We start from the raw sequence: 26,094 nt of genomic DNA, 5'->3' as shown, positions 1-26,094 counted from the left end.
GCCTCCTCGGAAGGTTCGCGGGTCAGCGCCGGCGTGGATGCGCGCCGAAGGAGTAGCGGCCGGAGGCCAGCTCGACGACGAGGACCTGGGCCTCGGGAAGGACGTCGATGATCTCGATGCCCTCGCGTGCGGCGAGAGCTTCGCCGCCTTCACGGACACCGCCGGGATCGGCGGTCGGGATGTGCAGGGTGGCCGAGGCTCCGGGCGGGATGGCGGCCTCCAGACGGAGTTCGCCGTCCTCGATCGACCAGCCGCAGGAGACGTCCCCCAGCGGGGTCGCCTGCCGGGCGCGGGCCCACGTAGGTGTGCCGCCGATCCGCGGCCGGAGCAGCAGACGCTCGTAGGCGACCGAGCCGGGGCGCTGGTCGATGCCGGCGACGCCGCCGTAGAGCCAGTCGCCGATCGAGCCGAGGCTGTAGTGGTTGAAGGAGTTCATCTCGGGCGACTGGAATCCGCGGTCCTCGGTCCAGCCGTCCCAGCGCTCCCAGATCGTGGTGGCGCCGTGCCGGATCGAGTAGAGCCAGGACGGAAAGCTGTCCTGGTGCAGCAGCGCGTAGGCCAGGTCGGCGCGACCGTGCTCGGCCAGCGTCGGGCACAGCAGCGCGACGCCGACGAACCCCGTGGTCAGGTGCCGGTCGCGGGCCTCGATGTCGGCCGCGAGGTGCCGGACGGCCGCGGGAACGAGCCGGTCCGGCATGAGCTCGAACGCCAGCGCGAGGAGGTAGGCGGTCTGCGTTCCGCCCTCGACGCGCCCGTCGGAGGTGTCGACGAAGGCGTCCACGAACGCCTCGCGGATGTCGGCGTGCAGGGCACCGTGGCGTTCGGCGTCGGCGTCCTCGCCGAGCACCTCGGCCGCCTGCGCGACGATCCGCGCGCTGCGTGCGAAGTACGCGGTGGCCAGCAGGTCCCGCGGCGTCGTCGCGTCCACCTGGAGCCAGTCGCCGTAGTGGTTGCCGACCCGGTGCCGCCACACCAGGTCGGGGTTGTGCCGATGGATGTAGTCCACCCACGCCTTCATGGCGGGATACGACCGCTCCAGCACGCGGCGGTCGCCGTAGGTGCGGTACAGGTGCCAGGGGATGATGACGCCGCCGTCGCCCCAGGCCGGGGCCCCTTCGCGCTCGACGCAGACCTTGGGGGCGACGTCGGGGAAGGCGCCGCCGGCGTCCTGGGCGTCCACCACGTCCCGCATCCAGCGGGCGAAGAACGCGGCCACATCGGCGTTGCGGCACGCGGTGGGCAGGAACACCTGGGCGTCGGCGAGCCAGCCGAGCCGCTCGTCGCGCTGCGGGCAGTCGGTCGGGACGGCGACGAAGTTGCCGCGCTGCCCCCAGACGATGTTGGCGTGGAGGCGGTTCACTGCCTCGTCCGAGCAGGCGAACTCGCCGGTGAACGGGGTGTCGCTGTGCAGCACCCGCCCGGTCACGTCCTCCGGCGCCAGGTCGCCGGGGTACCCGGTGATCTCGGCGTACCGGAACCCGTGGAAGGTGAACGTCGGCTCGAACACCTCCACCGGCTCGCCCGCGGCGACGTAGACGCCGGTGGCCTCGGCGGTGCGGAGGTTCTCGACGTACAGTTCCCCGTCGTCGAGCATCTCGGCGTGCCGGAGCCGGATGCGGCGCCCGCGTTCGGCGCCCCGGACGGTGAGCCGTACCCGCCCGACCATGTTCTGGCCGAAGTCGACGATCAGGCGGTCGCCGGGCCTCGCGTCGATCGACCGGGGCGCCAGCTCCTCGGTGACGCGGACGGGAGGGTCGGGGACGGCGCACAGCACCTCCGTGGATCGGTCGAGGACGACGGCCGGGGCCCAGATGCCGTCGTCGTATCCGGGCGCGTCCCAGCCGGGGAGAGCGTCACGGGCGTCCACGTACTCCCCCATGAGCAGGTCGGCGTACTTGATGGCGCCGTCGCGCTCCCGCCAGCCGCCGTCCGTGCCGATCCAGCGCCGTGACCCGTCCGGGAAATCGAGCAGGACCTGGACGATGAGCTGCGGCGCCTGCCCGTAGTGGAGGGCCTGGTGACGGGAGTCGAACCCGACGTACCCGCTCCACCAGCCGTCCGCGAGCACGGCGCCCAGCACGTTCTCGCCGTTCCTCAGCAGGCCGGTGACGTCGTACGTCTGGTAGAGGACGCGGCTGTGATACTCGGTCCAGCCCGGCGCCAGCTCGGCATCACCGACGCGATGCCCGTTCACCCTCAACTGGTAGAGGCCGCGCGCGGAGCAGTGGGCGCGCGCCCGTACCGGCATCCGTCCGTCCAGGTCGAAGGAGCGCCGCAGGTGGGACAGGGGCGCCAGGTGCCGGGTGCGGTCGGTACGGCCGCCGCTCTCGGGGCCGCCGGGCGGTTCCACCACGCCCGCCGCCTTCGGGTCCCTTCCGATCCACGCGGCACGCCATTCGCCGGCATGCATCAGACCGGTCTCGAACCAGGATTCCGCCTTCCCCGCCTGTGACTCCTGGGAATCCCAGACCTCGACGCGCCAGTGGTACCGGGTGGAGGACTGAAGCGGCGGACCGTCATACGGGACCAAGACGCCGTCAGCGGACTCGCGGCGGCCGGTGTCCCAGACAAGCCGTTCCGCATCGTCGAGGTCCCGGCGCTGGAGCGCCACGGTCAACCTGTAGGTGGTCTGCCCGTCTCCCCTGCGGGACGACCGCAGTTTCCAGGAAAGGCGCGGAGACGCCTCGTCCAGGCCCATCGGCGTTTCCAGATGCTCGCAGGTGAGCCCGTAAGGTTCCAGCACTGCGGCGGTCGTCCCATCGGAACCGGTCATCCCTTCAACCCCCGGCGAAGCCCTTGATGCTGTGGCGTTGCATAGCAAGCCCCAGCATGATCAGCGCGAACGTCCACCGCGACCACCGTGCCGGCCGGCCGGTCCGGCGCGGCCGACCGTTTCCTTCCCGACCTTCTGCGCCGTCTCCCCGCCCTTCGCCAGATGATCCGCGTGGCGATCTAGGCAGGAATCCTGCGCGAAGGCACCCCGTCCGGATAGCCCGATACCGGCCTGCACTAGCACGATGTTCGCTTCCGGGCCCGGCGCTAGAGTGTGGGGCCCATGAGCGAAGTGCCAGTTCAAGAGGCCAAAGGGCTCGCCTACATTACCGACGGCTCAGTGGCCTACGCCGGGCGCCATTTCCACGAGACGGGGCACCCCGTGCACACGCACAGCTTCGTCGAGGTCGCCGTCGTCACCGGCGGGCACGGCGTGCACAGATCGCTCACGGGCCGCATGGACGTGAAGGTCGGGGACGCCATCCTGCTGCGCCCCGGAGTCTGGCACGGGTACGAGGACTGCCAAGGGCTCAACCTGTACAACTGCTGCTTCAGCAGCGACCTCCTCCAGCGCGAGTTCGCCTGGACACGCGAAGACCCGCTCCTCGGCTACCTGCTGTGGACGGGCCCCAATTCAGTGCAGCGCCGGGGCATCCTGACCACCCGCCTGGATCCGCAGGCGCTCAAGACATGCGCGGTCCATCTGGACGAGCTGGCCGAGCTGAGAGGCCGCCCAATGGACCGGCACCGGGCGGACATCATCGGACGGCTCTCACTGTTCCTCGGCCACCTGGCGCGAGCCGTCGCGAAAGAAGTCGGAGACGTTCCCGGCGTGGAGGCCCGCACCCACCCGGCCGTCCTGGACGCCATGCGCCTGCTGGAGTCACGGCTCGCCCACAAATGGACCCTCGACGAACTCGCCGAAGAACTGCACCTGACGCCCCGCTACATCATCCGCCTGTTCAGGGCGGCCACCGGCCTGCCGCCCATGGCCTATCTCGCGCAGCACCGCGTTGAGAGGGCGGCCTACCTTCTGCTGCACACCGACCAGCCGATCACGCAGATCGGCCGCGCCGTCGGCTGGGCCGACCAGAACTATTTCGCCCGCAGATTCAAAGCCCACTACGGTCTCACGGCCAGCACCTACCGGAAACGATTCACCCACCCTTCAGTCCTGCTCTGAACGACCGCGGCAGTACACGGTGATCCCCCGGGTGCGGCGCCGACACTGAGCCCGTTCAGCGGCACGCCCTGGAGCGGCAGCCGGTCGGCAACCGTGCCGAACAAGCAGGTCACGCCGGTGCGCGCGGAGCCCCCGAGCAGCGTCCGTGTGCGCGCAGGACCGGTCAGGAATCAAGAAGCGCCGCTCGCCGCCCGTGCGTAGCGTGATTCTCGTAAGGGCGCAGGCAGCGCATTAGCTCCGAACAAAAGGAGACAGGAAATGAAGGCGAACGTCAGCGCGATCCTCCTCGCCGTCCGGGATATGGACCGGGCCAAGGAGTTCTACACCCAGGGGCTCGGCTGGAAGGTCCAGAATGACTGGGGAATCTCGGTCTTCTTCGAAACGGACGGGGCCACCCCGGTCGGCTTCTACGGCCGCGAGGGGCTGGCCGAACAGGTGGGCACCAGCCCCGAGGGCAGCGGCTTCAGCGGGTTGGTCCTCACCTACGTCGTCCGCAGTGAGGCACGCGTCGACGAGGTCCTCGAAGAGGCGCGGAAGGCCGGCGCCACGATCCTCAAGCCCGCCGGCAAGCTGCCGTGGGGCGGGTACGGCGGCTCCTTCGCGGACCCGGACGGATACATCTGGAACCTCGCCTACAGCGACCAGAAGGCCGACCAGCCCTACGCGGAATAACCACCGAGTAGCTGTTCCGCTACCCGTCCCCGAGGTCTGCGGTCAGCCCGTAATGATCGCTCGCCTGGACACCGCCGACCGGATGGACGAACACGCGCCGGCAGTCGTCGATGGGGAGCGTCGGCCCGCCCGTGCAGGCCACAGCGCCCGAGCACGTAGTCGATCCGGCGGAACGGCCAATCTCCGTCCTCCATCAGCGGGTTGTCCGGGGCGTAGGTGACCCCCGGTTCGCCGGGGTGGATCCGGTCCCAGGCATCTCGGTAACAGACGCTCGTGTTCTGCAGAGAACGGCGTCCCGTCCAGAATCGCACGCTGGCCGCGTCGGGCGCCGCGTCGAGGCCTCCGGCGAGCACGACGTGCATGTCGCGTCCGTCCAGCATGGTCTCGATGAGCCGTGCGGCGGCGACGGCCCGCAGTTCGCGCTCGTACTCCATGTCCAGCCGCCAGCTGGGGAAATGGTTGACGAGCAGCAGCGGTCCAGCCGGGTCCGGTGCCATGACCTGGGCGCCCAGGGTGGTGCAGGCGAACCCCGCCGTCCGAGGCGTGAGGTCGAGGTCGGCCTCGCGGACGCCGTCGAACGGCCATCGGCTCCCGATCCTGTCCCCGCGCGTTCCCCAGAGGTTCATGGTCATCACCCGCATGGGCGGTTCGTTACCCGGTCTGCGAGCGGTCACGCGGGCGGTTCGGGGTGGTGGCAGACTGCGCGGCATGAGTGGATCGGATCCCAAGGCCGACCTTCGGCTCTATCTGCAGGCCGGGCGGGACGCCCTGCTGTGGAAGCTCGAGGGGCTCTCGGAGTACGACGTCCGCCGTCCGGTGATGCCGACCGGCACCAACCTGCTGGGGCTGGTCAAGCATGTGGCCAGCATGGAGCTGATCTACTTCGGTGACACGTTCGGGCGGCCGTCCGGCGAGGCCATGCCCTGGTTCGCCGAGGGCGCCGAGACGAACGCGGACATGTGGGCGACGGCCGACGAGTCGCGTGCGGAAGTCATCGGGCTGTACCGCCGGGCGTGGGCGCACTCCGACGCCACGATCGGCGCGCTGGCGCTGGACGCGATCGGCCGGGTGCCGCACTGGCCGGACGAGCGGAGCGAGACCACGCTGCACCGGATCATGGTGCACATGATCGCCGAGACCGACCGGCATGCCGGTCACGCCGACATCGTCCGGGAACTGATCGACGGATCCGTGGGCTTGCGGCCCGCCAACGACAACATGCCGTCCAGTGACAAGGCCTGGTGGGAGGACTACCGGGCTCGGCTGGAACGCGTGGCGCGGGAGGCGGGCACGGGCTGACGCGCGTGGGTCGTTCGGCCCGGCCTCACTGGCGGAGGTCGATGCCCAGTGCGCGGGCCGCCGTCGCGGCGATTGTCGCCAGGGTCGAGGCGTCCGGGGCGGTACCGGTCGGGAGTCGCTGGTTGTAGTGCAGGACGGGGACGAACTCCCGCGTGTGGAAGGGGTGGCCGATCGTCGGGTCGTTGCCGTGGTCGCCGGTGACGATCAGGTGATCGTCGGGGCCCACGATCGCGAGGAGGGAGGCCAGTCCGGTGTCGACCTCCTCCAGGAGGGATCCGAACCGGCGCGCGTCCTGCTGGTGCCCGGCCAGGTCCGTTTCCTGGACGTTCGCCACGACCAGGGCGTCGGCCGTGCGGGCGAGGGCCTTGGCGGTCTGTGCGAGGACTTCTCCGGTCTCGACGGCCGGCCGGTGCTCGGCGGACGGGCACGTGATGATGTCGGCGGCCTTGCCGACGAGGGTCACCGGCAGGCCCGCCGCGGCGGCGCGCGAGGGGAGCTGCCGGGCGTGGTCGATCTCCACGGCCAGGTGGGCGACCCGGAGGCCGTCGTTGACGTAGAAGCCCGAGGCGGGCGTGTCCAGGCCCGCCGTCCCGCCCGCGCCGGACCGGACGGCGCGCGGGAGCGGCGCGGGGCCGTGGCCGCCGACCGCGATCACCCGGGCCGTCGGGGCCACCGCCCGGACCGTCCGCGCGATGGCCAGGACCGCCTCGAACGGAAGGTCGTCGAGGCGGGCGCTGACGTTCCAGCCGAGGCCCGGGTCGGCTTCGAGGTTGTCGCCGACGACGGCACTCCCGTCGACGAGGAGGACGGGGAGGTCGTCCAGCGGACGTGCCGTGTGCCCGGCCGCGCGCAGTGCGGCGGCGACCGTGTCGATGTGGTCGGAGAACAGGGCGAGGGCCGTCCCGCTCATGTCGGTGCCCATCATCGTCTGGTGTCCGCTGAAGGTGTCCGCGCCCGGGTATCCGAGGGCGGCCCGTCCCGCGGACGCCCCGGCGGCGACGGGGAAGGCCAGGCTCTCGTGCGGATGCAGCAGCCCGAGTCCCAGGGCGCCGAGCGTGGGAAGGCGCGGTGTTCCGCCGGCGGTGTCCAGGACGTGGCCGAGGGTGTGCGCGGCGGCGTCGCCGGCGCGCAGGGCGGACGCGTCCGGCATGGCGCCGATGCCGAGGCCGTCGACCACGAGGACGGCGACGCGCGTCACCAGGGCCTCCCGTGCGAGTCCGCCAGGCCGAGGAGCCGGGGCCTGCCCGAGGAGACCCCGCGCAGGGCGCCGACCGAGCTGCGGGTGACGAAGATCTGGGTGCGGAAGGCGAGGACGGCGGTGTCGCCGACGCGCAGAGGCGACCCGGAGGGCGGGGCGCCCAGAAGGCGGTAGTAGTCGATGTTCTCGGGCGGAGCGGGTTCGACGGGGAGGGTGAACGGCTCGCCGGTACTGGGGAACACGAGGGCCTCGGACGGCCGGCCCCGGGGGTAGAAGCCGCCGCCGAAGACCGCGGGCCGGCCGTCCGGGAGGATGTGCGCGATCTCGGAGACGTACACCATCGCGGGCAGTTCGGGCTGGGTGAGGTCGGTGGCGTGCAGCGGGGTCGTCGCCGTGAGCGCGTGACCGGGCTCCCCGTGGGTGGCCCCGTGCGCGGCCAGCACCGGGATGCTGGCGGCGGCCGTCGCGCTGGGCGCGCTGACGACGCTGACGGGCGACCCGGCCGCGGCGAGACGGGACCTGGCGGTCAGGAGCGTCTGGAGGTTCGGAGTGGGTGCGATGGCCGCGGACGGCTCGTCGTAGAGCAGGCAGGGGAACGAGGTGACGCCGTCGAGGGTCACGGCGTCCATGCCCTCTACCTCGGCGGCGAACTTCTCCACATCGTCCAGGGGCACGCCGCCCTCCTGCCCCGGGTAGAACCGGTCGGTGGCGGCGACCACCCGGGCCAGCAGCGGCTGCGTGATCCCGAGGTGCTCCGCGGCGGCGGACACCGCGCGGGCCTGGTCGGCTCCGAAGACGGTGACGTACGAAGGGCGCCGGGCCAGCACGTCCCGCATGGCGCCGACCGGAAGCTGGACGAGGTGGCCGACGTTGCCCAGCCCCGCCCCGGCGTCCTGGATCGCCCGGACGCCGCGCAGGTCGATGGCCGCGGCGAGCGGGAGATGCTCGGCCACCGTCCGGATCACGTGCGGGTTGCGCCCCACCTGCTTGAACACCGGCCACAGCCGGACGTCGTGGGCGGCGGCGACCGCGGCGAGCGCCGCGGCGTTGGCGGCGACCGCGTCCAGGTCGATCAGGTAGGTGTCGGGCGGGATGCGGCCGGTGCGGTGGAGTCCCGCGGCGGCCTCCACGAGCCGCGGGTTGCGGGCCAGCGTCGCGGTCAGGAACACCGCGCCTCCCGCAGCGCGTCGGCCAGGATCGTGAGGACGAGGTCCGCGCCCGCCCGCATCGGGTTGATCCGGATCGTCCAGTCGGCCAGCTCCGGGGTGCCGGCGAGGAAGGTCCCGGAGAGCCGGTAGAAGAGCGGGGCGATCTCGTAGCGGGAGTTCGCCCCGACCGGGTAGGGAGCGGCCCCGAGCCGTGCGGCCCCCTCGATGACCCGCCGGGCCACGGGGGCGTCCAGCCGGACGAGCACGCACCGGTCCTGCGCGTTGGCGACGCGGACCTGGGCGACCCCGGGCACCTCGCCGGCCTCCAGCCGCTCGGCGATCTCGGTGACGACCGCGGACTGCACCGCCCACAGCACGGGGACGTGGGTCAAAGCGCGCAGGGCGTCGAGCGCCTGCGGCCCCTGCACCTGGCCGCCGCCCGAGTAGTTGAGGGCGTGCACGGTGTCGACGAGATCGCGCGAGCCGACGACCAGCCCGACGCCTTCGGGGCCGAGCAGCTTGAACAGCGACAGTGCCGACGCCTCCGCGCCCATCTCGACACCGGTCCGGGGGACGCGGAACGCCGCGTAGTTGTCGTCGACCAGCGCCCGGACGCCCACGGCCGCGTACCGGGCGATCACGTCGGCCGGGTCGTAGTGATCGCCGGGGCTCTGCCGGGAATGCTGGATGTAGACGCAGGTGGCCGCCGCCTCGGCGGGAGAGGTGTTGAAGTCGGTCTCGACCAGGTCGAGCCCCATGGACCGGAAGGTCGCCGCGGTCGTCGGGTAGACGGGCGAGGTGTGCACGATCAGGCGGTCGCCCGGTATGACGGCCGCGGCGAGCATGGCCCTGATCGCGCCGCTGCCCGCGCCCTGGACGAGGGCCGCCGCGGGGGCGCCGAGGAAGTCGGCCAGCACGTCCTCCGTCCGGCGGGTGGCGTCGGGCCGTCCCCACTGCGGCGTCACCCCGACGTCCGCGGAGAACAGCCGGTGCCCGTCGAAATGGGCCGCCACGCACTCCAGCAGCCGGAACTGCCGGGCGATCGCCTCGTCCAGGGGGACGGTGGGCAGCGGGTGGGTCTCGCGCAGCTCCGGCGCGGTCATCGGGCCTCCCCCGAGGTCAGGAACCGGACGGGATTGTCGTGCAGGATCAGGCGCAGGGTCGTCTCGTCGACGCCCGCCGCCGCGAGCCGGGGGGCGAACGACCGCAGGACGGTGCCGTAACCGCCGCCGCCGTGCGCCGTCAGGTAGCCGGCGCGGGAGACGTCCGCGCTGAGCAGGAGCCGGTCGGCGTGGCCGGCGCCGATCAGGTCGAGCGCCCGCCGGAGCCGGACGTCGTCGCTCTGGTAGGAGGCCTTGCCGACCGTGTCGAAGGCGACGTACGCGCCGGCTTCGGCGATCTTGCGGTGTGTCCGAGCGTCGTCCAGGAGGTCCTGGTGGCCGATGCTGATCCGGCCGGGAGGCAGGCCCTCTGCGGTCAGCACGTCGAGCTGCGCGAGCCCGCCGCGGCCGAGGTGGGCGTGCGTGGCGAGCGGCAGGCCCGAGCGGAGGGCGGCGCGGGCGGCGGCCCGCAGGCAGCGCTCCTCGTCCCCCGCGGGCGTCCGGCCGGTCGTGCCGATCTCGCCGATCACGCCCGGCCGGACGGCGGTGCCGTCCAGCCCGTTCTCGATCTCGTCGAGCAGCCGGCGGGCCAGGTCCGCGACGCTCGATCCGGCGACGTAGGACGGGTGGAACGCGGCGTGGTAGAACCCGGTCGCCGCCACCACCGCCACGCCGGACCGCTCGCTGATCCGGACGAGCGCGGCGGCGTCCCGTCCCATGCCGAGGCAGGTCAGCTCCACGACGGCCGCGAGGCCGTGCGACCGCCGCAGCTCCGCCAGCTCACCGGCGACCTTCGCCTCCTCGTCGAGGAGTGCCGCGGGATCCGGTGCCCGCCCCGCGGGCCCGCGCAGGTCGACGCGCAGATGCTCGTGGGCGAGCACCGGTCCGTCCGGTACTGGGACCTCCCCGAGTACGGTCCTCAGCCTCATGTCATCCCTTCAGCGGAGTGAACAGGTCGAGCCAGTGCAGGACGTTCAGGGCGATCCCGGCGACGACGACCGCGGCCGGGCCCGCCGCGAGCCGGACGATCGGGCGTCCGAGCGACTCGTTCAGCAGGTAGAGCCCGCCGACGAGGGCGATGCCGAGCCCGCCGCCCATCTTCGCGGCGGCGGCGATCGCGCCGAACAGGATCGCGATCTCCAGGGTCTTGCCGATCGCGTTGCGCAGATGGTCCGAGGCGTCCCGGATCGACGGGAGCATCGCCAGGCCCTTGCCGATGTAGGACAGGGCCAGGATCTCCAGCGTGAGCAGCACGGCGCCGCCCACGGCGGCCACCGCCACGTTGGGCGCGAGGTAGGCCAGCGGATAGATGAAGGTGAAACCCACGATCTGGTAGGCGCCGCTCGCCAGCGCGGTCGTCGCGATGAGGGGCAGGAAGCCGAACGCCCGGTAGAAGTCGACCTGCGCGGCCTCCCCGTAGTCGCCCTTGGCCACCAGGAAGCTCGTCGCCTCGCCGCCGCCGAAGATGTGCAGGTTCACCATCGCGGCGAGGGCGGCGCCGAGCAGCGCGAACCACGGCAGGTGGCGGCGGAGCCGCTCGGCGTTCGCGCCGAACAGCGACGCGACCGGGTCGCCAGCGGGCTTGCCGTCCGCCGGAATGGTCGCGGCCCCGGGCGCGTCCGCTTTCTCCGCGGCGCCCGCGGCCCGGGCCGTGCGCCGCTCCCGGAGGTCCTTGGCCAGGGAGAACCCGAGCAGCATCAGCACGCCCGCGGCCATCGCCAGCGCGCCGGGGAACTGGTCCGGCCAGACTTTCATGGACAGCACCACGATGGCGATCTCCACGACGAAGCAGGCGATGCCGTGCACCCGGCCGAACTGGGTCGCGATCGCGATCACCGGGAACAGCAGGAACATGAACAGGATCGGCGTCGCCATCTCCTGCATCGCGGTGAGGAAGTCCACCGGCAGGTCATGTGCCGCGTTGTTCGCCCCGGACAGCCCGAAGACGACCAGCGCCCCCCAGGCCCCGCCGAGGATGGGCGCCAGCCAGCGCCGCGGCGCGAAGAGGCCGAGGATGTCGGTCGGCAGGAACAGCAGCCAAGGGTTCAGCACCCCGGTCGACAGGGCCATCGGGGCGCCGAGCCCGAAGACGAACCCGGCCGACAGACCGAACGACACCGCGGTCATCTCGCCGCGGTTGGTGTTGCCCCGGATGAAGTCCAGCAGGAAGGGGCGGACGCCGTCGTTGAAGACGGCGAGCGCCATGTTCGAGACCAGCGCGGTGAGCGCGCAGACGGCGACGACGGTGAGGGCCTGCGGCACGGAGAAGTCGAGCTTGTCCGCCGCGGCGTAGGAGAGGGCATAGGGCATGGCTGCCTCCGAGGGGAAGGATCAGGACGGGCCGATCACCCGTTCCGCCGCCGTTCGCCGATGGCGCCGGCCAGGACCGGGACGACCTGGTCGGCCTGGTCGATCGAGAAGCCGAAGGCGACCTTGCCGTCGGCGAGCGCGGCCTCGGCGTCGGCCGCGGTGGCCTGGCCTCGGCCGAAGGTGAAGCACCGGGCGGCGCCGAGCAGCCCGACGAGCACGCCGAGGGAGCCCCCGGCCCCGGTGTGGCACGTTCCGACGTAGTAGTCGGCCCGCCCCGTCATCAGGCGCGTGGCGGCGTCCATGTCGTTGGTCACGACGACGTCGAAGCCGCCGATCTCCTCCAGCCGCCTCGCCACGTCGGCCTTGCCGACGCCGCCCACCAGGATCGTCGTCATCGTGTCGCCTCCCGTTGTCCGAGCAGGGCCAGGTGCAGGGCGAGGAAGCGCACCTCCTGCTCGGGCAGGCCGGTGCCCAGCACCGACCGGGCCCGTGCGGCCAGCGCCCTCGCCCGTTCCACCGCGTCCGGATGGCCTTCCAGTTCTGCCCGGACGGTCTCGTCCGCGGGGAAGTCGCTCAGTGCCGCGCCGTCGCGGGCTCGTTGCAGGGCCATCAGCAGATGGCTGACCAGCGTTCCGGCGCTGTCCTCGGTGACCGCGCCGCCCCCCGCGTCGAGCGCGTGGAGCTCGTCCCGTACAAACCGGCAGATGTCCGGCGCGGCCTGACCGGTCCGTTCGAAGATGTCGAGCCGCTCCGCCAGCAGCCGATCCATGGTGGTCTCCTTCAGTACGAGGGCAGCCGGTCGCCGGTCAGGACGGCCTGCTGCGTGCGGGTCACGAGATCGGCCGAGATGCGGCCGCGGATCGCCTCCAGCGCCGGGGAGTCGTCGGCGCGGACGGCCAGGACCGCGCTGGAGTTGCGGTCCGCGAGGTCCGCGGACGTCAGCTCGTCGAACGGGATGGTCGTGCAGTCCTCGTCGATGTGCTGGTGGACCTCGTCCAGGTTCCACACCGAGGCGTCCACCTCGCCCCGGCGGAACAGCTCGCCCAGCTGCATGTAGGAGGTCTCGACGTACCGGACGGACCTCCCGGAGAAGACCAGCCGGGTGAGCTCCTGCTGGTCGGCCGAGCTGGTGTCGACCGCCACGGCCAGGTCCGGATCGTCCAGCGACACCCCGGCCCGGAGCAGCACCCCGTGCGCGCCGACGTACGTCCGCGGGCCGAGGTCGGCGAGCCTGGCGAGGGGGAAGCCCTCGCCGAACTCCTCGAACGCCAGCCGGGACACCGCGATCAGGTCGACCTTCCCGTCCATGAGCGCGTCGAGCCGCGCCTGCGCCCCGCGCATGAACGTCAGCGCGAACGGGATCCCGGCGTCCTCGAACGCCGCCCGCAGCCCCGTCGCGAGCCCTTCGTACCGGCGCGAGTACGGCAGCGGCATCGCGGCGAGCATCGTCCCGAGCCCGGCCAGCTGCCACAGCCCGGCCCGGTCGACCTCGCGGAGGTAGGTGCCGAGGTGCCCGCGCGCCTCCGTACGCACGGCACCGGTGGTCTCCAGCAGCTGCAAGGCCGCCTGCACCGTGCCGTTGCCGACCCCGAGCCGCTGCGCGTAGTCGCGGATCCTCGGCAGCCGCGAGTCCGGCTGCTGGTTGAGCAGCTCCGCCGCCAGCCGCCGAGCCGCCAGCCCGTTCCGCGTCAGGAACCGTGCGTCCAACATGGCTCGGAACAATATCCAGGATCCTGTACATGCACAAGAGGCGCTGGGACGATGCCGACGACGGGGTCCGTCAGGAGGGTGGTTCGTAGCGGGCGGCCAGGGCGGTGGCGCGCTTGTGCAGGGAGGTGCGCAGCCACTCCGGGGCCAGGGCTTCGGCGCTGGTGGCGAGCTGCCACAGCGCCCATTCGGCGTGCCTCGGGTCCTGGAAGGTCACCTTCAGCCGCAACCGGCCGTCGGCGCCGGTCTCTTCGGCGAGGACGGCCAGCGCGGTGTCCAGCAACTCCTCCCGCCGTGCCGGGTCCAGCCGGACCAGGACGGCGACCTGGTCGCCGCCGGTCCGGAACCGCGTGCTGCGTTCCTGCCAGGCCCGGTCCAGATCGATCCGGTCCGGCCGCTGGGCGGGTTCGCGGAGCTCCTCGGCGGCCACGACGCGGGACAGCCGGTAGGTGCGGTCCTCGCCCGATCTCGTGGCCAGCAGGTAGCCCTGGTCGCGCACGGTGACCAGGCCGACCGGGTCGACCGTGCGCCACCGCGGCGCCTGGCCCGTGGCCGCGTAGTGGATGCGCAGCCGGTGCCCGGCGAGCACCGCGCGCCGGATCTCGGCCATCACCGCGTCGGGCGCCTCCTCGGCGGCCACGCGGCGGGCGAGCAGATCGGTCTCCGGGTCGATGAGCAGCCGTTCCGCCGCGCCGACGGCGGTGTCCCGGTGGCTCTCGGGCAGGGCGTCGACCACCTTGAGCATGGCCGAGGCGAGCGCCGAGCCGAGGCCGAACGCCTGCGCGCCGCGCCGCGATCCGGCGATCAGCAGGGCGAGGGCCTCGTCGTGGTTCAGTCCGGTGAGCCGCGTCTGGAAACCGGGCAGCAGCGAGAACCCGCCGTGCCGGCCGCGTTCGGCGTAGACGGGGACCCCGGCCGCGGACAGCGCCTCGATGTCGCGCAGCACGGTGCGGGTGGACACCTCCAACTCGCGGGCGAGCGCGGCCGCCGGCAGCCGGCCGTGCCGGCGGAGCAGCAGCACCAGCGAGACCAGCCGGTCGGCGCGCACGCGGAAACCGTACCGAAATACGTGACACAGGATGTCGTGATTAGTTGCGAGGCTTCCATCACCGCGACGTCAACGGATGGAGCTGATGTGACCATAGAGCGAACGGCGGTCAACCCGTGGACCTGGTCGATCGAGATGGGGTACAACCAGGGCGAGATCGTCTCCGGGCACGCCCGGACCCTGTACTGCGCCGGGCAGACCGCGATGAGCGGCGACGGCGAGCCCCTGCATGCCGGCGACATGGCGGCGCAGCTGGCGCTGAGCCTCGACAACCTTGAGGCCCTTCTCGGCAAGGCGGGGATGTCCCTCGGCGACCTCGTCCGGCTCAACGTCTACACCACGGACGTCGACCTGCTCTTCCAGCACTACGCGGTGCTGGCGTCGCGGCTGGGCGCCGCCGGGGCGGCACCGGCCACCACGATGCTCGGGGTGACGCGGCTGGCGATCCCGACCCTGATGGTCGAACTGGAAGGAACCGCCGTCTCCGGACGCGACCTCGCCTGACCCGACCTCGCGGCCTCCGCCGGTGCGGGGGCCGCGAGCGGTCAGGCGACCCTGGCCTCGGTCTCCAGTCGCACGCCGATGTTCGGCGGCGTGAGGAGCGCGTTGTCCACCGTGCAGACTTCGACGGCCGCCAGGAGCGCGTCGGCGTCCCCCTCGGAGAGCCGGGTGGGAGGCCGCAGCCGCAGATCGATGCGCGAGACCCGGGCGGGAACTCCCGGCCCCATCACGTAGCCGGCGGTGACCTCCAGCCCGGTGGCCGGCAGGCCGCGCCGCGCCAGGAATCGCCGCGCGTAGTACGCCGCGCGGGCGGCGAGTGACGCCACGAACAGCTCGACCGGCGTCGGGCCGATGTCCATGCCTCCGGCGCCGTACGGCTGGTCCACATGGATCACGTGGTCGCGGACGAGCACCGCGAACGCGTCGTTCTCTCGGTGGACCACCAGCATCTCGCCCATCAGGGCCACCTCCTCCCGCTACCGGTTCCTTTCCGCCCCAGTGTCGGCGGCGGACGTTTGCGCAGGTAGAGCCAAAGGTCCCTTCCTTCAGGACAGCTGGACATGAGGTACCTCACCCTGGGCAGACAGTCCCTGCCGGCCGCGGCGTACATGGCTGAGGGGTAGAGGGGTGACCGCAGATGGCGCATGTCGAGGTGGTGGAGACCTCGTCGCTGGGCGACCGCAGCTACCTGGCCCACGACGGGCACGTGGCACTGGTCGTCGACCCGCAGCGCGACATCGACCGCTTCCTGGCCCTGGCCGGACGGCTCGACGTCCGAATCACCCACGTGGCCGAGACCCACCTGCACAACGACTACGTCTCAGGCGGTCTGGCGCTGGCCAAGGCGACCGGTGCGACCTACCTGCTCGCCTCCGACGAGGACGTCCGGTTCGACCGGACGGGCATCGGCGACGGAGACGAGGTCGCCGCCTCCGACGCGCTGGTCCTGCGGGGCGTGGCCACCCCGGGGCACACCTTCCATCACCTGTCCTACGTCCTGTCCGGTCCGGGCGGGCCCGAAGGGGTCTTCACCGGCGGCTCGCTGCTGTTCGGCACCACCGGCCGCACCGACCTGCTCGGCGCCGAGCACGCCCACGACCTGGCCCGCCGGCAGCACGCCTCGGCACGGCGCCTGGCCGACCTGCTGCCCGACGGCGCGCAGGTCTGGCCCACCCACGGATTCGGGAGCTTCTGCTCGGCGAGCCAGTCCGACGCCGCGTCCTCGACCATCGGCCGGGAAAGGCGGACCAACCCGGTCCTGCGGCTGGAAGCCGACGACTTCGTCACCCGGACCCTCGACGGGCTGGACGCCTACCCCGCCTATTACGCCCACATGGGGGTCCGAAACCGCGCCGGCGCCGACCTGATCGACCTCACCCCCGCCCAGGCCGCCGACCCCGCCGAACTGCGGAACCGCATCGCCGCCGGGGAATGGGTCGTGGACCTGCGCTCCCGCAAGGCGTTCGCCCAGCGGCACCTGGCCGGGACGCTCAGCTTCGGCCTGGACGGATCGATGGCCACCTGGCTCGGCTGGCTGGCTCCCTGGGGCGAAGCCCTCACCCTGCTCGGCGACAGCCCCGGCCAGCTCGCCGACGCCCAGCGGGAACTGGCGCGCATCGGCATCGACCGGCCGGTCGCCGCCACACCCGGCACGCCCGAGCAGTGGGCAGGGGGCGACACCGCACGGCTGGAGGCCACGCCCGTCGCATCGTTCGCCGACCTCGCGGCGGCCCGCTCCGGCCGCGTCCTCGACCATCTGCCCCCGCCGGACGTCGTGCTGGACGTCCGCCTGCCCGGCGAGTGGAGGGACGGGCACATCGACGGCGCCGTCCACATACCGCTGCCCGAGCTGGCCCGCCGAGTGGACGAGATACCCGAAGGAACCGTCTGGGTGCACTGCGCCTCCGGCTACCGGGCCGCCGCCGCCGGCAGCCTGCTCCAGCGCGCCGGACGCCGGACCGTCCAGATCGACGACGCCTACTCCGGCGCCGCCACCGCTGGCCTCGCCGAGCCTCGATGACCGGCGACAGGACGCGAGCGACCCCCGCGAGGCCGTGGGCCGAAGGTCCCTTGTTCGCGGGACGCTCGGCACTGACCCGCGAGCGGTCAGGGACGGAAGGGTGGAGGGGAGCGAGGGAGGTCACGATGTGGGTCATGCCCGAACAGCGTTCCGTCGTCGTCGGCGTCGACGGATCCCCGAACTCCATGGCCGCGCTGCGGCGTGCCGCCCGGGAGGCCGGCGACCGCCACGCGCGGCTGGACGTCGTCCGCGTCCTGGAGCCGGACGGCGCACCCATGCGGCGCGCCCTGCGCACCTTCCGGGAGTGGCTGCGGCTCCGCCGCCTGGCCGCCCGCCCGGTCCCCCGCGCAAGGCACATGACCACCCGGCTCCGCATCGTCCACGGGCGGCCGGGCGAGGCGCTGGCCGAGGCCGCCGAGCACGCCGAACTGCTGGTGATCGGCGCCCGCGCGCACTCCGAGCACGGCAACCCGCTCGGCGGCGACACCGTCCCGGTCGTCCGGGCGAAGGCGCGGTGCGAGGTCGTGATCTGCGCGGACCACACCGCCGCCACGAGCGAGAGCCGCTGAGGCGCGGCGGAGGCCGGGGAGGAGCACCATGCGAAGCAGAACCGCCGGGGCCGTCATGACCGGCGAGACCAGCGGCAGGCCGGTGGAGGGAGCGGACCTCGCCGAGACCCACATCGGCATCGTCTTCTTCGTCGGCGACCGCGCCTACAAGCTCAAGAAGCCCGTGAACCTGGGATTCCTGGACTTCAGCACCCGTGAGCTGCGCGAACGCGCGTGCCAGGAGGAGGTCCGGCTGAACCGGCGGTTCTCCTCCGACGTCTATCTCGGCGTCGCCGACGTGCACGGACCCGGCGGCGACGTCTGCGACCACCTGGTGGTGATGCGGCGGATGCCCGCCGACCGGCGGCTGTCCACCCTGGTCCCGGCCGGCGCGCCCGTCGAGGACGCGCTCCGGGACGTCGCCCGGACCCTGGCCGCCTGGCACGCCAAGGCACCGCGCGGGCCCGGCATCTCGGCCCAGGAGACCCGGGACGCCGTCCGCGGCCGCTGGCAGGACAGCTTCGATCAGGTCCGGTTCTTCCACGGCCGCGTGCTGGACGCCGAGGCCGCCGCCGAGACCGAAGAGCTGGCGAAGGATTTCCTCGCCGGCCGGAAGGCCCTGTTCGACGCGCGCATCGACGACGGCCGCGTGGTCGACGGCCACGGCGACCTGCTGGCGGGCGACATCTTCTGCCTGGACGACGGGCCCCGCATCCTCGACTGCCTGGAGTTCGACGAGAAGCTCCGCTCTCTGGACGGCCTCGACGACGCCGCGTTCCTGGCCATGGACCTCGAACGCCTCGGTGCCTCGAAGCTCGCCGAACGCTTCATGGACTGGTACGCCGACTTCGCCGCCGACCCCGCGCCGGCGTCTCTGCGCCACCACTACGTGGCCTACCGCGCGTTCGTCCGCGCCAAGGTCGCCTGCCTGCGGCAGGCCCAGGGCGCCCCGGACGCGGCCGGGGAGGCGCGCGCCTACGCCGAGGTCGCGCTGCGCCACCTGCGCGCCGGGCGGGTGGGGCTGATCCTGGTGGGAGGGCTCCCCGGCACCGGGAAGACCACCCTCGCCGGCGAGCTGGCCGACCGGCTCGGATGCTCGCTGCTCAGCAGCGACCGCGTCCGCAAGGAGCTCGCCGGGCTGGCACCAACCGAATCGGCCGCCGCCTCATACGGCGACGGCATCTACAGCGCGGAATGGACCCGCCGCACCTATCGCGAGCTGGCCGAGCGCGCCACCCGGCTCCTCCGCATGGGTGAGACGGTCATCCTGGACGCCTCCTGGACCTCGCAGGAGAGCCGCGACCTCCTCGCCGTCGTGGCGGAGCGGGAACACGCCCACCTCACGGCCCTGCGCTGCGAAGCTCCGGCGTCCGTGTGCGCCGAGCGCATCCGGACCCGTCCGCGCGGCAGCTCCGACGCCGACGCCGAGGTCGCCGCCGCGATGCGCGCGCACGCCGCGCCGTGGGAGGTGTCGACCCCCGTCGACACCGCGGGCGCCCTGGCCGCCGCGGTCGACGCGGCCCTCGCCGCCGTCCGCCCGCACGGCGCCGAGCACCTCTGGCCGCACCCCCCCTACATGGCCCCCGGCTGAGACGGTTCCTGCCCGGCCGCTCGCACGATCTGCCGGACGACCGAGACGGCTCGCGCCAGGTGCGGTTCCGTGCGGTCGGTCCGGTGGGCGATCGCGAGGTCGACCTGGGCGGAGGGCCGTACCAGGGGCCGGAAGACGACACCGTCCAGCGCCAGGACCGCCACCGGTTCGGGGACGACGGCCACCCCGAGGCCGCCCGCGACGAGGGTGATCAGGGTGGAGGTCTCACCGACCTCGTGCCGGATCCGGGGCTCGACGCCGGCGTCGCGGAAGAGCCCGAGCACGACGTCGTACATCACCGAGCGGCGGTCCGCGGAATGCACGATGAGATCGGCGTCCGCCAGGTCCGTGACCCCCACCCGGAGAAGGGCGGCCCCGGGGTGGTCGGCGGGGACGGCGACGACCAGCCGGTCCCGGCGCAGCGGCAGGACGGTGAGCGAGAGGTCGGCGATCGGCGGACGCAACAGCGCCAGGTCGATCTCGCCCGTCCGCAGCGCGGCGACCTGGTCGGGCACCAGCATCTCGCCGCGGAAGGAGAAGTCGACCCCGGGCAGCTCCTGGGAGAGGCCGCGGGAGAGCGCGGGCAGCAGGCTGTAGGTCGCCGACCCGACGCAGCCGACGGCGAGATGCCCGACCGCTCCGGCCGCGACCCGGCGGGCCTCGTGCGCGGCCTCGTCCACCTCGCCGAGGATCTGGCGGGCGCGCGCCAGGTAGGCGCGCCCCGCGTCGGTGAGGTCGACCCGGCGCGTACTCCGGTGGAGCAGCTCCACGCCGAGCTCGGCCTCCAGCCTGCGGATCGCCTGCGACAGCGGCGGCTGGGCCATGGTGAGCCGTTCGGCGGCGCGCCCGAAGTGCAGCTCCTCGGCGACTGCGACGAAGTACCGCAGGTGACGCAGATCCATATCGTGAGCATATTAATCAGAGCGGATACTGATACTTCACTGTATCAGGGCAGGTCTCTAGCCTCGATGTCATGACCTCCTACCTGTATTCCGCCGTCCGGACGCCGTTCGGGCGGTTCAACGGCGCGCTGGCCGGTGTCCGGCCGGACGACCTCGCGGCCGGCGTGATCACCGCGGTGCTGGACCGGGCGCCCCGGCTGGATCCGGCCGACATCGGCGAGGTCGTCTGGGGCAACGCCAACGGCGCGGGCGAGGAGAACCGCAACGTCGGCAGGATGGCCGCGCTGCTGGCCGGCCTGCCGACCAGCGTGCCGGGCACGACCGTCAACCGGCTGTGCGGCTCAAGCCTCGACGCGGCGATGATGGGCTCCCGGACGATCGAGACGGGCGACGCGGGCATCGTCCTGGCCGGCGGGGTGGAGTCGATGACCCGGGCGCCGTGGGTGCTGCCGAAGCCCGCCAAGGGCTTCCCGCCCGGCGACCTCGCCGCGGTCTCGACCACGCTCGGCTGGCGGCTGGTGAACCCGCGGATGCCGAAGGAGTGGACCGTCTCGCTCGGCGAGGCCAACGAGCAGCTCCAGGAGAAGTACGGCATCGGCCGGGAGCGTCAGGACGCGTTCGCGCTGCGCTCCCACCGGCTCGCGGCGGCCGCCTGGGACGAGGGCTTCTACGACGACCTGGTGGTCCCCGCAGGCGAGCTGAAGCGCGACGAGGGCATCCGGGCCGACACCTCGCCGGAGAAGCTGGCCGGTCTGAAGCCGAGCTTCCGGCCGGACGGCACGATCACCGCGGGCAACGCCTCACCGCTCAGCGATGGCGCGGCCGCGCTGCTGCTCGGCTCGGCCAGGGCCGCCGACCGGATCGGCCTCGACCCGGTCGCGCGCATCGCCGGGCGAGGCGCGTTCGCGCTCGACCCGCAGGACTTCGGCTACGCGCCCGTCGAGGCGGCGAACCGCGCCCTCGCGCGGGCCGGGATCGGCTGGGACGAGGTCGGCGCGGTGGAGCTGAACGAGGCCTTCGCCGTGCAGTCGCTGGCCTGCGTCGACTCCTGGGGCATCGACCCGGAGATCGTCAACACCCGGGGCGGCGCGATCGCGATCGGGCACCCGCTCGGAGCCAGCGGCGCCCGCGTCCTCGGCACGCTCGCGAAGGTGCTCCGCGAGAGCGGCGACCGCTGGGGCGTCGCCGCGATCTGCATCGGCGTCGGGCAGGGCCTGGCGGTCGTCCTGGAGAACATGGAGGCGGGAGCGTGAGCCGCGCGGAGATCTTCGACAGCGTCGACGAGGCCGTCCGGGGGATCGAGGACGGCGCCACCGTGCTGGTCGGCGGCTTCGGCTTCGCCGGCATGCCGTTCGACCTCATCGACGGGTTGATCCGGCAGGGCGCGAAGGACCTGACCATCGTCTCCAACAACGCCGGCAACGGGGACGTGGGGCTGGCCGCGCTGCTCAAGGCCGGGCGCGTGCGCAAGGTGCTCTGCTCGTTCCCCCGGCAGAGCGACTCCCACGTCTTCGACGAGCTCTACCGGGCCGGCAGGATCGAGCTGGAGGTCGTGCCGCAGGGCAACCTCGCCGAGCGGATGCGCGCCGCCGGCGCGGGCATCGGCGCCTTCTACTGCCCGACCGGCGTGGGCACGCCGCTGGCCGAGGGCAAGGAGACCCGGACGATCGACGGCCGCGTCCACGTCCTGGAGTACCCGATCAAGGGCGACGTGGCGCTGATCAGCGCCCACCGCGCCGACACGATGGGCAACCTGGTCTACCGCAAGACCGCCCGCAACTTCGCCCCCGTCATGGCCACGGCCGCGACCACCACCATCGTGCAGGTGGGCGGGGTGGTCGCCGCGGGCGGCATCGACCCGGAGACGGTCGTCACACCCGGCATCTTCGTCGACCGCGTGGTGCGGGTCGAGGAACGGCACTACACCGTCCAAGGAGCGCGCTGACCATGTCCCACACCACAGGGCCCCTCTCCCCGGACGAGCTGGCCGCGATCGTCGCGCGCGACATTCCGGCCGGCTCCTACGTCAACCTCGGCATCGGCCGCCCCACCAAGGTCGCCGACCATCTCCCCGAGGGCTCGGGCGTCGTGCTGCACACCGAGAACGGCATGCTCAACATGGGCCCCGCCGCGACCGGCGAGCAGATCGACCCCGATCTCACCAACGCAGGCAAGGTCCCGGTGACCGAACTGCCCGGCGCTTCCTACTTCCACCACGCCGACTCGTTCGCCATGATGCGCGGCGGCCACCTCGACGTGTGCGTGCTGGGCGCGTTCCAGGTCTCGGCCACCGGCGACCTCGCCAACTGGAGCACCGGCGCCCCCGACGCCATCCCGGCCGTCGGCGGCGCGATGGACCTGGCCATCGGCGCCAAGCAGGTCTTCGTGATGATGACCCTCTTCGACAAGAAGGGCCGGTCCAAACTGGTGCCCGAGTGCACCTACCCGCTGACCGGCGTCGCCTGCGTCGGCCGGGTCTACACCGACGTCGCCGTCATCGACGTCGGCCCGGACGGAGCGTCGGTCCGCGAGACCTTCGGCGTCACGCTCGACGAGCTCCGCGACCGGCTGCCCGTCCCCCTCAAGGGGGCCTGACGCACGGTCTCAGCGGCACGGTTTCAGCGGCACGTCGCCGTCATCGCGCCGGGCCTCGCCGAGGAGAGCGGCACCGGCGTGAACATCGGCGGCTCGTCGGACGGCTCCAGCGCGGTCGGCCCGTAGAGCCAGTCCACGAACGAGTAGTCGTAGGTGTCGCGTTCCCGCAGCAGGACGTTGCGCCGCTCCCGCGGCGTCCCGTCGAGGTGCCACAGCTCGCCCCAGGCGCGCGAGGTGGTGAGGACGCGCCGGCAGTGCTCGGGCCGCACGGCCTGGTAGGCGGCGAGGACGGCCGGCCAGTCCACCGCCCCGTCCGCGCCGCGCCGCCGGGCGACGTGCTCGCCGAGCACCCAGCCGTCCTCGAGCGCCATGATCGCGCCCTGGGCGATGTACTGCAGCGGGGGGTGCGCGGCGTCGCCGAGCAGCGCGATGCGGCCGTCCACCCAGGTCATGATGGGGTCGCGGTCGTACATCCGCCACCACTTGCCCTGCCACATGTGGGGCAGCCCGCCGCGGACGAAGTCGCAGGCCCGCTCGAACGCCGCGTCCAGCTCGTCCGGCGTGCCCCAGTCCCGCTCGCCGGCGCGCGCCTTCGGCGACTCGAAGACGGCGACCTGGTTGAGCAGTTCGCCGCCGCGCAGCCCGTAGTGGACGAAGTGGCAGCGCGGCCCGACGTACACGACGACCTCGCTGAGGTCGACGCCCGCCGCGCGGCCGCTCGACGTGGGCACGGTGCCGCGGTAGGCGACGTACGCCGACGACACCGGCCGGTCGTCGGCGACCAGCTCCCGCGCGACCGAGTGCAGCCCGTCGGCGGCGATGACCACCGCGGCCTCCTCGGTGTGACCGTCGGCGAGCGTCACGCGGGCGCCGCGGGGGGTGTTGCCGTAGGCGACCGCCCGCCGCGACGTCACCAGGTCGACCCCGGCGCTCTCGCAGGCGCGCAGCAGCATGGCGTGCAGGTCGCTGCGGTGGATGACCAGGTACGGGTGGCCGTAGCGCCGCTCCAGGTCGCGCAGGTCGAGCCGGGTCAGCTCCGCGCCGTCGACGGCGTCGCGCATGACCATCGCGTCCGGCGGCACGCCGAGGCTCCTCGCCTCGTCCAGCAGGCCGTAGTCGTCGAGGATGCGCGTGCAGTTGGGGGCGAGCTGGATGCCGGCGCCCACCTCGCCGAAGTCGGCGGCCTTCTCCAGCACGCGGACGGCGAGCCCGCGGCGGGCCAGGGCGTACGCGGCCCCGAGCCCGCCGATCCCGCCACCGACGACGATCGCGTCCATACGGAGATCGTGCTGGCCGGCACGCTATGAAGAACAGGGATTTCTGTTCTCCAGAACGAGGCCGGATGGTCGTGTCAGGGCTTGCGGCCGACACCGCCGAGGGCCCAGACCGCCCGGGGCTCCATCTCGCGCTCGGCCGCGTCGGGACGCCACTTGTTCAGCGGGACCAGGCCGGGGGGCAGCAGCTCCAGGTCCCGCACGAACTCCGCGACCTCCGCCGCGGTGCGCAGGTTGGAGCGCCTGGTCGCGCCGCGGACCGTCTTCTTCTCCTGGTAGAGCGCGGCGAGCCGGGCGGTCGTGTCGGGGGCGAGGTCGCTGATGGCGTGCGTGAGCAGCAGGTGGCTGCCGGACGGCACCCGCGCCAGGAGCCCCTGGACGATGTGGTCGGCGACGTCGTCCTCCGGGATCACCGCAAGGATCGAGTGCAGGACGAGTCCGACCGGCTCGTCCAGCTTGATCGTCGAGGTGACGATCGGGGCGTCCATCAGGGCGTCGGGGTCGCGGGCGTCGGCCGCCAGGATCCGGGCCGGTCCGCCGATGCCGAACACCGAGGCGGCGTGGGCCGCCACGACGGGGTCGTTGTCCACGCAGACCAGCCGGTAGCCCGGGGCGATCTTCTGGAGGATCTGGTCGACGCTGCCCTGGGTGGGCAGCCCGCAGCCCACGTCGATGAACTGCCGCAGGCCCTCGTCGACGAGCGCGGTCACCGCGCGGCGCAGGAACCGGCGCGACTGCAGGGCGACGGCCCTCAGATCCGGTGCGATCCGCAGCGCCTGCTCGGCGAACTCGCGGTCCACGGCGAAGTGATCCTTGCCGCCCGTGAGGTAGTCGAGGATGCGCGCCTCGTTGGGGATCTCCGGGTGAAAGCCGGCGTGTGCGTCGGACCAGCGCGAGGACATTGCCCGAAGGTAGCGCTTCCCCCGGGCCGCGGGTGATTGATTCCGGCGTATCGCCGGGACGGCCGCGGTCCTCCGCCGGGTCCGCGCCTGTTCGGCGGCCGCCGCGAGCACAATCGGCCCAGGTGGCGAGAGCCCTGTCCCGTCCGGTGGGACGTCGCGTCCGCGCTTCCGGCGTGTCGCTTGACATCTCCGTGACGAGGGATGACTATGCGCTTAGTCAGGCACGTCGCGCCGACCCCAGGGGGACTCATGCGCACCGGAATCGTGGTGACCGCCCGGCCGGGTGTCGAGGAACTCGCCGTGCTGGCCGAGGAGCTGGGGTTCAGCAGCTTCTGGGTGTACGACACGCCCATGGTCAACGGGGACCCGTTCATCTCGCTCGGTCTGTGCGCGAAGGCGACGCGTCGCATCAAGCTGGGGATCGGGGTCACCTCCCCGGCGCTGCGCTCGTCTCCGGCCGCGGCCGCCGCCGTGGCGAGCCTGAACGCGATCGCTCCGGGCCGCGTGATCTGCGGGATCGGCACCGGCAACACGGCACGGCGGACCCTCGGCATGCTCCCGACGAAGATGGCGGAGCTGGAGGCCTTCACCGCCTCGATGCAGGATCTCACCGCCGGGCGGGAGACCGGGTACACCGAGGGCGACCTCACGCGGACGATCAAGTTCCTGCACGTCGGGCCGTACGTGAACGTCACCGACCCGGTGGAGTTCGTGGTGGCCGCCTTCGGGGCCAAGGCCGCGCAGATCGCCGGGCGCCGCGGCACGGGAGTGATCTCCTTCGGGGTGCTCGCCCCGGAGGCGTGGACCGCGTTCGACGCGGCGCGCCGGGAGGCCGCGCGCGAGGCCGGCCGGCCCGAGGAGGCCGAGTCCTACGTGATGACCTCGCTGCACCTGCTCGGCGAGGGCGAGGACCGCCACGGCGACCTGGCCAGGGACAAGATGGGGCACATCGCCATGGCCCTGCTGACGTTCGCCGCCGACAACCCGTCGTTCGCCGGGTCGCTGGAACCGGCGGAGACCGACGCCATGCGGCGGCTGCTGGAGCGGCGCGGCACGGCGGCGGACGACCCGGGCCGGCACGCCACGCTCTACCGCAACTACCTGGGCCGCATCGACCCCGAGGACCGCGATCTGATCGTCCCGTCGCTGATCGACAAGCTGGCGCTGGTCGGTACCCGCCCGGAGCTGCGCGAGCGCATCGCCGGTCTGGAGAAGGCGGGCATCGACGAGATCGTCATCCAGCCCGTGGTCGATCCGGAGGCGGAGATGCGCGAGCTGGCCGGTTTGCAGGCCTGAGCGGGCTCGACCCGCGGCGGCTCCGGCG

Annotated in this window: 26 protein-coding genes; 11 read left to right on the top strand and 15 right to left on the bottom strand. The window is 72.8% G+C overall.

Annotated features, from left to right (window positions below):
• Nucleotides 1-22: 22 nt before the first annotated feature.
• Nucleotides 23-2,773 (bottom strand): family 78 glycoside hydrolase catalytic domain, encoded by a 2,751-nt coding sequence (locus K8Z49_RS47880; RefSeq protein WP_412517201.1) that lies wholly within the window; start codon nucleotides 2,771-2,773, stop codon nucleotides 23-25.
• 282 nt (nucleotides 2,774-3,055) lie between these two features.
• Between K8Z49_RS47880 and K8Z49_RS47875 the strand changes: the two genes are divergently transcribed.
• Entirely contained in the window at nucleotides 3,056-3,955 is a 900-nt protein-coding gene (locus tag K8Z49_RS47875; RefSeq protein ID WP_024935696.1) for an AraC family transcriptional regulator, read from the top strand.
• A 258-nt stretch (nucleotides 3,956-4,213) separates the two neighbouring features.
• Nucleotides 4,214-4,627 carry a VOC family protein gene (locus K8Z49_RS47870; RefSeq protein ID WP_021596556.1) on the top strand — a complete coding sequence of 138 codons (414 nt, stop codon included), beginning with the start codon at nucleotides 4,214-4,216 and terminating at the stop codon, nucleotides 4,625-4,627.
• Here the strand turns inward: K8Z49_RS47870 and K8Z49_RS47865 are convergent.
• Entirely contained in the window at nucleotides 4,615-5,268 is a 654-nt protein-coding gene (locus K8Z49_RS47865; RefSeq protein ID WP_111833205.1) for a hypothetical protein, read from the bottom strand. The two genes, K8Z49_RS47870 and K8Z49_RS47865, sit on opposite strands and share 13 nt — an antisense overlap.
• Before the next feature lie 67 nt (nucleotides 5,269-5,335).
• Here K8Z49_RS47865 and K8Z49_RS47860 point away from each other — a divergent pair, with 67 nt between their 5' ends.
• Nucleotides 5,336-5,926: a DinB family protein gene (locus tag K8Z49_RS47860; protein WP_412517200.1), complete on the top strand. Its 591-nt coding sequence runs from the start codon at nucleotides 5,336-5,338 to the stop codon at nucleotides 5,924-5,926.
• Between the two features lie 25 nt (nucleotides 5,927-5,951).
• Here K8Z49_RS47860 and K8Z49_RS47855 read toward each other — a convergent pair whose 3' ends face one another.
• From K8Z49_RS47855 to K8Z49_RS47815, 9 genes are all read right to left on the bottom strand, one after another.
• Entirely contained in the window at nucleotides 5,952-7,124 is a 1,173-nt protein-coding gene (locus K8Z49_RS47855; RefSeq protein ID WP_024935697.1) for a phosphopentomutase, read from the bottom strand.
• Nucleotides 7,121-8,293: an alanine racemase gene (locus K8Z49_RS47850; RefSeq protein WP_021597848.1), complete on the bottom strand. Its 1,173-nt coding sequence runs from the start codon at nucleotides 8,291-8,293 to the stop codon at nucleotides 7,121-7,123. The genes K8Z49_RS47855 and K8Z49_RS47850 overlap by 4 nt, the downstream gene beginning before the upstream one ends.
• Nucleotides 8,284-9,375, bottom strand: a complete 1,092-nt coding sequence (locus K8Z49_RS47845; RefSeq protein ID WP_075020057.1) for an aminotransferase class V-fold PLP-dependent enzyme — start codon at nucleotides 9,373-9,375, stop codon at nucleotides 8,284-8,286. The genes K8Z49_RS47850 and K8Z49_RS47845 overlap by 10 nt, the downstream gene beginning before the upstream one ends.
• On the bottom strand, nucleotides 9,372-10,301 hold the full coding sequence (locus K8Z49_RS47840) for a phosphotriesterase family protein (protein WP_075020056.1): 930 nt from the start codon (nucleotides 10,299-10,301) through the stop codon (nucleotides 9,372-9,374). Before K8Z49_RS47840 ends, K8Z49_RS47845 begins: the two co-directional genes overlap by 4 nt.
• Nucleotide 10,302: 1 nt before the next feature.
• The gene (locus K8Z49_RS47835) at nucleotides 10,303-11,682 is read right to left on the bottom strand and encodes a YhfT family protein (protein ID WP_021597851.1); all 1,380 of its coding nucleotides are present in this window, start codon (nucleotides 11,680-11,682) and stop codon (nucleotides 10,303-10,305) included.
• 35 nt (nucleotides 11,683-11,717) lie between these two features.
• On the bottom strand, nucleotides 11,718-12,077 hold the full coding sequence (locus K8Z49_RS47830) for a DUF2620 family protein (RefSeq protein WP_021597852.1): 360 nt from the start codon (nucleotides 12,075-12,077) through the stop codon (nucleotides 11,718-11,720).
• Nucleotides 12,074-12,451 carry a PRD domain-containing protein gene (locus K8Z49_RS47825; RefSeq protein ID WP_021597853.1) on the bottom strand — a complete coding sequence of 126 codons (378 nt, stop codon included), beginning with the start codon at nucleotides 12,449-12,451 and terminating at the stop codon, nucleotides 12,074-12,076. The genes K8Z49_RS47830 and K8Z49_RS47825 overlap by 4 nt, the downstream gene beginning before the upstream one ends.
• Nucleotides 12,452-12,462: 11 nt before the next feature.
• Nucleotides 12,463-13,392: a GntR family transcriptional regulator YhfZ gene (gene yhfZ, locus K8Z49_RS47820; RefSeq protein WP_021597854.1), complete on the bottom strand. Its 930-nt coding sequence runs from the start codon at nucleotides 13,390-13,392 to the stop codon at nucleotides 12,463-12,465.
• 70 nt (nucleotides 13,393-13,462) lie between these two features.
• Nucleotides 13,463-14,437 (bottom strand): helix-turn-helix transcriptional regulator, encoded by a 975-nt coding sequence (locus tag K8Z49_RS47815; protein ID WP_111833198.1) that lies wholly within the window; start codon nucleotides 14,435-14,437, stop codon nucleotides 13,463-13,465.
• Between the two features lie 93 nt (nucleotides 14,438-14,530).
• Here K8Z49_RS47815 and K8Z49_RS47810 point away from each other — a divergent pair, with 93 nt between their 5' ends.
• The gene (locus tag K8Z49_RS47810; RefSeq protein WP_412521304.1) at nucleotides 14,531-14,941 is read left to right on the top strand and encodes a RidA family protein; all 411 of its coding nucleotides are present in this window, start codon (nucleotides 14,531-14,533) and stop codon (nucleotides 14,939-14,941) included.
• A gap of 41 nt (nucleotides 14,942-14,982) precedes the next feature.
• Here K8Z49_RS47810 and K8Z49_RS47805 read toward each other — a convergent pair whose 3' ends face one another.
• Nucleotides 14,983-15,396, bottom strand: coding sequence for an OsmC family protein (locus tag K8Z49_RS47805; protein WP_021597857.1), 414 nt, complete (start codon nucleotides 15,394-15,396; stop codon nucleotides 14,983-14,985).
• Nucleotides 15,397-15,575: 179 nt separating this feature from the next.
• Here K8Z49_RS47805 and K8Z49_RS47800 point away from each other — a divergent pair, with 179 nt between their 5' ends.
• The 3 genes from K8Z49_RS47800 (at nucleotide 15,576) to K8Z49_RS47790 (ending at nucleotide 19,097) form a co-directional block, all read left to right on the top strand.
• Nucleotides 15,576-16,958, top strand: coding sequence for an MBL fold metallo-hydrolase (locus tag K8Z49_RS47800; RefSeq protein WP_412517199.1), 1,383 nt, complete (start codon nucleotides 15,576-15,578; stop codon nucleotides 16,956-16,958).
• Between the two features lie 134 nt (nucleotides 16,959-17,092).
• Nucleotides 17,093-17,527 carry a universal stress protein gene (locus K8Z49_RS47795; RefSeq protein ID WP_161791031.1) on the top strand — a complete coding sequence of 145 codons (435 nt, stop codon included), beginning with the start codon at nucleotides 17,093-17,095 and terminating at the stop codon, nucleotides 17,525-17,527.
• Between the two features lie 28 nt (nucleotides 17,528-17,555).
• Nucleotides 17,556-19,097 carry an AAA family ATPase gene (locus K8Z49_RS47790; protein WP_412517198.1) on the top strand — a complete coding sequence of 514 codons (1,542 nt, stop codon included), beginning with the start codon at nucleotides 17,556-17,558 and terminating at the stop codon, nucleotides 19,095-19,097.
• Here K8Z49_RS47790 and K8Z49_RS47785 read toward each other — a convergent pair.
• A complete protein-coding gene (locus tag K8Z49_RS47785) occupies nucleotides 19,079-19,999 on the bottom strand; it encodes a LysR substrate-binding domain-containing protein (protein ID WP_075020051.1) in 921 nt (306 codons plus the stop codon). The genes K8Z49_RS47790 and K8Z49_RS47785 overlap by 19 nt on opposite strands.
• A 71-nt stretch (nucleotides 20,000-20,070) precedes the next feature.
• On the opposite strand from K8Z49_RS47785, the gene K8Z49_RS47780 reads away from it, so the two are divergent.
• The 3 genes from K8Z49_RS47780 to K8Z49_RS47770 are packed head-to-tail and all read left to right on the top strand — an operon-like array spanning nucleotide 20,071 to nucleotide 22,594.
• On the top strand, nucleotides 20,071-21,252 hold the full coding sequence (locus tag K8Z49_RS47780) for a thiolase family protein (RefSeq protein ID WP_021598803.1): 1,182 nt from the start codon (nucleotides 20,071-20,073) through the stop codon (nucleotides 21,250-21,252).
• Nucleotides 21,249-21,944, top strand: a complete 696-nt coding sequence (locus K8Z49_RS47775) for a 3-oxoacid CoA-transferase subunit A (RefSeq protein ID WP_412517197.1) — start codon at nucleotides 21,249-21,251, stop codon at nucleotides 21,942-21,944. The genes K8Z49_RS47780 and K8Z49_RS47775 overlap by 4 nt, the downstream gene beginning before the upstream one ends.
• A gap of 2 nt (nucleotides 21,945-21,946) precedes the next feature.
• A complete protein-coding gene (locus tag K8Z49_RS47770; protein WP_412517196.1) occupies nucleotides 21,947-22,594 on the top strand; it encodes a 3-oxoacid CoA-transferase subunit B in 648 nt (215 codons plus the stop codon).
• 23 nt (nucleotides 22,595-22,617) lie between these two features.
• Here the strand turns inward: K8Z49_RS47770 and K8Z49_RS47765 are convergent, their stop codons facing one another.
• Together K8Z49_RS47765 and K8Z49_RS47760 are read right to left on the bottom strand one after the other, a co-directional pair.
• Nucleotides 22,618-23,871, bottom strand: coding sequence for an FAD-dependent monooxygenase (locus K8Z49_RS47765; protein WP_412517195.1), 1,254 nt, complete (start codon nucleotides 23,869-23,871; stop codon nucleotides 22,618-22,620).
• A gap of 74 nt (nucleotides 23,872-23,945) precedes the next feature.
• On the bottom strand, nucleotides 23,946-24,770 hold the full coding sequence (locus K8Z49_RS47760) for an SAM-dependent methyltransferase (RefSeq protein ID WP_412517194.1): 825 nt from the start codon (nucleotides 24,768-24,770) through the stop codon (nucleotides 23,946-23,948).
• A 249-nt stretch (nucleotides 24,771-25,019) separates the two neighbouring features.
• Here K8Z49_RS47760 and K8Z49_RS47755 point away from each other — a divergent pair, with 249 nt between their 5' ends.
• The gene (locus K8Z49_RS47755; RefSeq protein WP_021598808.1) at nucleotides 25,020-26,066 is read left to right on the top strand and encodes an LLM class flavin-dependent oxidoreductase; all 1,047 of its coding nucleotides are present in this window, start codon (nucleotides 25,020-25,022) and stop codon (nucleotides 26,064-26,066) included.
• Nucleotides 26,067-26,094: the final 28 nt, after the last annotated feature.

It is taken from the genome of Actinomadura madurae (genome assembly GCF_047130825.1).
Lineage (GTDB): Bacteria > Actinomycetota > Actinomycetes > Streptosporangiales > Streptosporangiaceae > Spirillospora > Spirillospora madurae.
This window is presented reverse-complemented; position numbering and strand designations above follow the sequence as displayed.